Genomic DNA, 6222 nt, shown 5'->3' with positions numbered 1-6222 from the left:
GACCTTTTCATTTTTTTTGAAAATCCTTAGGTTTATTTGGCACGCCCTTTTTTAGAAAAACACCCCCTATTTATATAAAAAACTCCCCTTGACTTCTCATAGTTGGTCTTTCAAATTATGACGAAAATAAAAAAGCCTGCTGCTGCACGCTCGGTTTCAATAAAGTTATATGTTCATTTTCTTCCACGCGTATTCTAGTGGTTCAGTACGTGGTGGTTTCATCACTGCTTTTTCAGTATTTTTACTTTCGTTTCGGGAGAAATTAAACATAAACCCTTTTCGTGTGGTGGTTTGTCTCACCCCTGTAAGGTACATGTCACTGATTTCTAATTTTGAGCCTTTGCGTATTTGTGGTTTACGTTGTACGGTTGGATACAGTGTTTTTGGTTGAATTATTATGCCTTTTATTGTCATATAATCACCAGCCTTATTCTACTCTTAATGCAATGTTGTACTCCGGAAATGAACTCCATACACTTGAGTAGTAGGTGTTAAATAATTTATATTTCTGCACTTCTCCATCTTGAGAAATTTCAACGATATCTCCAGTTACAAAATTTGAACCTCTATATGTATAAAGGCCATCAAATTTTGCTCTTAATCCATCTACGTTATCTCCCATGAAAAATGATGTGAATATTATATTTCCTTCTAAAGAAGGTGCCTTTAAAAATACCTTATCCCAAATGAAAATAGTAATAGGAACATTTTTTAATCCCTCATATATAAGTTTACTTCTAGCAGCTACCAGTGCTGAAGTTGGGTACCAACTTGGACAAGCGCTCACTAAGACACTAAAAGGGGAAGATATAGGGCTGAATTGCTCTTGTTGATATAGGTCATCTGGAATACCAAATAATCCTATTACAGTCCTTCCTTTTCGTTCTGGAAGATTATCATCGTTTTCATAAACACAATAGATAACAATGTCTTTATCAACGTATAAATATAGGTCTACCATAGCAATTGGTTTGCTAATATTAGTAGCACTAGTATTGTTAGTTGTTTTCCCTTGATGAAAACATAATGGATAGAACGCACCAGGTCCTCCAAAGGTAACATCCTTCTCTTTATCATATCTTTCAATTAATCTAAAGTTTGCATCAGTAACAGAATTAGCAGAATTCCTTATATCAAAATGGGGATAGTTACCTGCTATAATATCTTGGCTACTTGCAGTGACGTAATCGAATGGGCGTAATTCTATATAATGATTCTTCATACCGTCGTTACCACTTGAGTACATGACGTAAATTTTATCTTTTGATGGCGCATCAGCATTTAATTGCTGCCATCCAGCCTTTTTCATTTCATTAATAATCTTCATAAAGACTTCTCTTCGTTCTAGTCTGTGTAACTTACAAATTTTATTGGTCATTTTATATATTCCTCCTTAACTTAAACGTATTGCTTTCATGGAAATATTAAAAGTAGAGGTTGCTACGCCCCTATTTTCTATATAAAGATGGACCTTGTTTGTATGATCTTTATCCTCGCAAGGAATGGATAAAATATCATATGTTCTTTTTTCGGATAAGCTTTTATAGATTTGATTCCCATTCTCTTTTTGATCGTACATAAATAACATTGCTTCAACGTTTGAATCATTTGTAACTTGAATCGTGCGAATATCGTATTTGTTACAACCTACATCTAATGGGGTATATAGAGTTTTTCCTGGTTCAATTGTAATTTGTATATTCCTCTCAATAAGGATTGATGGTGTAATCTCGCTTTCGGATGTATATCTATATAATTTCATTACAGTTCCCATATTGTATTCACCTCAATTATGTTTTAGATGAATATTAAAATAAATCGGTTCGAATGCTAGGAAATTTGTATCCTTCACAACCTTTACCCAAAAATCACGTGTACTTTGTGCGGCTACTGAATCAATCTGTATTTCATTTAAATATCTTGTCCCATCTAACGAAATAAGCGCCCAGGTGTAACCGACTTTCTCCATGTACTGTTGAATGGATAGTTTTATATTTGTAGCAGCACCGATGTTATCATTTACGATTGTCATTTTTACAATACGTTCATTATTCACCATGTAACCTAAGTTCGTTGGATCCGTTGTATTTAATTCTTCGCTATTCATTTTGATTTGCAGGGATGAACCCATGCAATACATATCCCCACCGTAAAAGGTAGCTTGTTTCTTTGCTATTAGTTCGTTTTCCTCATCATATATTTCTATGTTTCCCTCAAACTCTAAAGAAGGAAGTAGAATATCAATGCCTGTATGAGCTGCAGCTACGATGTTAGTAGACAGGATATTATCTGCAGTATCTTTTAATACAACCTTATAATTTTCATATAGTTGGCGCAGACGTAACATATTGCTTGTTGTCATAATAATTTTATTGATGTCTAGCGGTACAAATTCCTCTGCAGTTCCTCTTTTTAAAACAACACCAATTCTTTTTGCTGCCAATGAATCGTTATCCGCATAATCAAAAAATGTATCTGTTTTTGTATAAAAGTCCCATTGATCTTCCTTGCATATTGCCATCCACTCTTTATTGCTTTGTGAACCATTAGCAGAATAAGATTCAAGGAATTCAACCTTATTCTTTTCATTTTGATAAATCAGTAAGCCGCCCTCATCTCCTTCTTTTGTAGGAGCATAATCCGCAATAACCTGGATTGCAAAGTTACTTTGTGGTTTATCGATTAAAAGTATAACGTCTTTATCTGCAGAATGATTCATACGTAAGAATCCTTTTTTTATAGCATTGTTAAATGAATTTGATGGTGACATAAGCCATTTTGGATTTACGAAATCAAAATCATCTACAAATATTTTTCCGCTTTCTTTTTCGTATAAGGATACTTTTATTTTTTCTTGTTTAAAAGGAACTAGCTTTCCTTTTAGAATGTCAATTGCGTCAAAATTTATACTAAGACCAGATAGTTTAACTGTATGAAAATCTTCTTTTAAATCCACTTTCTCATAAACTAATGCCTGAGTTTTTAAAGGATTATATGTATAAATAATGTTTTCGGATGGCATGTCATCAATTGAAATTTGACCTACATCATACGAAGAAGATAATAAACCTATAATTCGCAAAGCTTTCCCATAGAATTTGAATTCTACAGTTGCCAGCTTGTTATTTTCTGGGCAGAAGTGTATAGAACCTCCATAGTATTCAACTGATTTAGATATGGCCCATGCCCCAGAATAATGAAAATTACTATCCGTATCATCAAACCGTGTCCAACCAAGTTGAGGTTCTTTTAATACATCACCGACTTTGATAGGAACGACAAGCCCTCCTGGTTCTCCAAAATCCAGAGCATCTAAAGTGCTTATCTGATCTGTATGCAAAACAACATTATGAACTTTGTACTCTAGATCGTTCTTTTCGTATAAAAGAATAGAATATTCCCCATATGAAGCAGGGTTATAGTTAGTATAAGTACCACAATTTTCACCATCTATCTCAACATAAACAGTACCAGTCCAACCCTTATGAGTACCACCTATTATCCGAAGTTTACTACCCACAAATGAAAATCGTATTTTTGATTTACCAGCACAAAGATGGTATTTACCATAAGCGGCGTAAGACGATTCAGCTATTCTCCAATCACCTTCATACGTAATAAGGGTATTAGCATCATCATAACGTCTCCAACCGGTTTCTGGATTTTTGAGTACTTGTCCTATATACGCCATACCATCACCTTCTCTTTATCTTGTTTTCTTCCAATTTGAATTTGTCCACCAAGATTGACGACTATGCCGCAGCCATAACTTCGGATCATCATTTTCTTTTTCGATAACTATTAATTCATCTGGTTTTTCTGTATCTAGTACTCTCTCCATTTTGAATAGCTCATTATCTTCTAGAACTGATTCTCTTTCTGGTGTACGTTCAAACCGTTCATATTCCTCTGTGACGCTTTCTAATCCACATTCCCTATCAAATGTATCAACTTCATTAGTCACAGCGTCTACAATAGCCTGTCGCTCTAATAATTCTTGTTCACTAACGATTGCATATCGTTCAGATTCCCTTGCTGCATCTACAGTTTCAATTACATTTGCATCTGTTGTTATAACTTCTTTATCGGCTGGTGTTATATCAGAGATAATTCCGCCCTCAAATTCACGTATACCGGTAAAGGCTTCTTGCTCTGTAATAAGAGCTTGTTGTGTATCCTGTTTATAAGAAATATCTAATGATATATGTTCAGCATCTAAGATAACTGGAACGGTGTCCGAAGCTACTTCTTCAATTACTACAGTTGTATATTCTTTTATTGCTTTTTCAGATTCAATTGTTTGATCTAGCTTCATTTGCATCACATTTAGTGATTTAGATGAAGCATTAAGTAAGGCAATACGTGTTTCTAGTTCTTTTTGAACACGGCCAAACAAATCGAATTCTGGAAGATATACAGGAATACCAAGGCCCTCAAATAAATCAAACTCTTCTATGGTAGCTTGTAATTCTTTTTCGGTTTTACTGGCAACTTCATCAGTATTTACATCAGTAATAAGTAAGCGTTCTTTTAATCCGAATGAAGAAATTGAATCAACATGTGTAAGTACTGCAGTATCTTCTTTATCAGCTTGTTCCAGTTCAACTACAGTTGCTTGGAGCTCATTTTTCACTTCTGCAAAAGTAACGTCTGGCGATACGCCTTGTAATTCTTTGAAGATACGATGAGAATAACCTGCATCAGCAATACCGGCATTTATTTCATGTAACCTTTCTGCTGCTTCTGTAACAATTGTCTGTATCTCGAATATGTTTTGCGATTTATTCGCATCGTCAGTTTTAGAAATATCTTTAACAGATAATACCCGTGAAGCATTTTTAACTTTTTGTCCTATCTCTATAGCTGCAGTAAATACATTTTCTTTATTTGCGAATTCTTGTTGATCGGTATAAACAGAATCAAGTGTTTCTACGATACGTTCAAATGCGTGTGTTGTATCTACATTCGCATACTGTTCTTTTGTTCTTGTAAATGATGCAGATTCATTTCTTTCAGAATCAAATACATTTATTTTCTTGTTTACTTCGTCACTTGCAATAACATCTGCAGCAAGTTCCTTTGTTCGAATAGAGTGATCCAGGTTAATTTGAGCTACATCTATGTCACGAATTAAATACGCGCTTTCAATATCTTCATAAGGAAGAAGGTCCACATTTTCAATTTCTTCTACACGATTCAACACATATTGTTTAACGATAGATGTTTCAATGTCTCTTTGCATACGAGCAAATAAATCATAATCCGGAAGATAAACCGGTATACCCATACCATTGAATAAATCAAATTCTTCTATGATTCCTTTGACTTCTCGCTCTTTTGTACCAAATTCAAATTGTGCCGGGGCATGAAGAAGTATTTCTTTTTGCTGTATATCACCAGTTTCATTTTCGGCAATAGATACAGGTAATATATTTGGAACTGCATTAGATAAAGTAACCTCTGCATGTGTAGCTTTTAGCTCCCTGGTAACAATCTCGCCCGTTTCATTATGCATGGATACAGCTTCATAATCCGTTGCAACTCTTTCGGCCATAAGTTCATTATAAAAACCTTCACCATATACAATACGCGCAACATTTACCCATTCTGGTAATACTTCTACACCTGCAGCGAATTCACGTAACTTACCCTTTAGTAAATCCTGCTTTATGATCGGTGCAGCTTCATACTCATTCGTTATAAGATTTGTTTCATCAGAAGCGTGTACCATTGCTTCTATCTCGCTTGGTTTTTCGCTCTCTACCCCTTCGATATGGTTTATATCGAAAATTCGTCTGTGTTGTGGTGATTCTTCTGCAGAAATTAGTTGAACAGAAATACTGTCCATTCGTTGCGAATGCTGCATTTCAATGTTGGCCACATTTATATTTCGATTTAAATCAGAATCAGTTGCATTTGAAATGTAGGCTTCTACCTCTATTTGTCGCAATGCATTCTCTACAACATCTGTTAAAATCCCTTTTGCTCTTACTTTTGTGGCGGTTACTCCTGCGTTATCTTCTTTAACAGCCTTATATCTCGCATAAGGAGCAATGCAAACTGGATAATCAACATCATTTTTGTTTTCTGTATTCGCTGGCGTAATAGAGAAAGAATAAACTTTTTCATTCTGATTAGGTCCAGAACCAACGACAACAACATGACTTTTTTCTTTGGTACATATAGAAGGGGAAGCAATAGAATAAACTTTTTCACTCATTC

Annotated in this window: 4 protein-coding genes; all 4 read right to left on the bottom strand. The window is 34.8% G+C overall.

Annotated elements, in window-relative coordinates; genetic code table 11:
- Window positions 1–427 precede the first annotated feature (427 nt).
- From ACS2CR_RS21835 to ACS2CR_RS21820, 4 genes are read right to left on the bottom strand one after another with little or no spacing between them, the layout of a single operon-like run.
- On the bottom strand, window positions 428–1378 hold the full coding sequence (locus tag ACS2CR_RS21835; protein ID WP_153602945.1) for a hypothetical protein: 951 nt from the start codon (window positions 1376–1378) through the stop codon (window positions 428–430).
- A gap of 15 nt (window positions 1379–1393) precedes the next feature.
- Window positions 1394–1774, bottom strand: coding sequence for a hypothetical protein (locus tag ACS2CR_RS21830; protein ID WP_153602946.1), 381 nt, complete (start codon window positions 1772–1774; stop codon window positions 1394–1396).
- 12 nt (window positions 1775–1786) lie between these two features.
- Window positions 1787–3691: a hypothetical protein gene (locus ACS2CR_RS21825; protein ID WP_153602947.1), complete on the bottom strand. Its 1905-nt coding sequence runs from the start codon at window positions 3689–3691 to the stop codon at window positions 1787–1789.
- A 15-nt stretch (window positions 3692–3706) separates the two neighbouring features.
- Complete coding sequence (locus ACS2CR_RS21820) at window positions 3707–6220, bottom strand: hypothetical protein (protein WP_309567811.1); 2514 nt, start codon at window positions 6218–6220, stop codon at window positions 3707–3709.
- Between the last annotated feature and the right edge of the window lie 2 nt (window positions 6221–6222).

Source organism: Bacillus cereus group sp. BceL291, from assembly GCF_051776705.1.
Classification (GTDB): domain Bacteria; phylum Bacillota; class Bacilli; order Bacillales; family Bacillaceae_G; genus Bacillus_A; species Bacillus_A cereus.
The sequence above is the reverse complement of the archived record's forward strand: the minus strand, read 5'-3'. Positions and strand labels throughout refer to the sequence as shown.

What these genes read in the sequence shown, in the direction of transcription:
- ACS2CR_RS21820 (WP_309567811.1), bottom strand. Translation starts at nt 6,220, where the DNA reads ATGAGTGAAAAAGTTTATTCTATTGCTTCCCCTTCTATATGTACCAAA.
- ACS2CR_RS21830 (WP_153602946.1), bottom strand. Translation starts at nt 1,774, where the DNA reads ATGGGAACTGTAATGAAATTATATAGATATACATCCGAAAGCGAGATT.
- ACS2CR_RS21825 (WP_153602947.1), bottom strand. Translation starts at nt 3,691, where the DNA reads ATGGCGTATATAGGACAAGTACTCAAAAATCCAGAAACCGGTTGGAGA.
- ACS2CR_RS21835 (WP_153602945.1), bottom strand. Translation starts at nt 1,378, where the DNA reads ATGACCAATAAAATTTGTAAGTTACACAGACTAGAACGAAGAGAAGTC.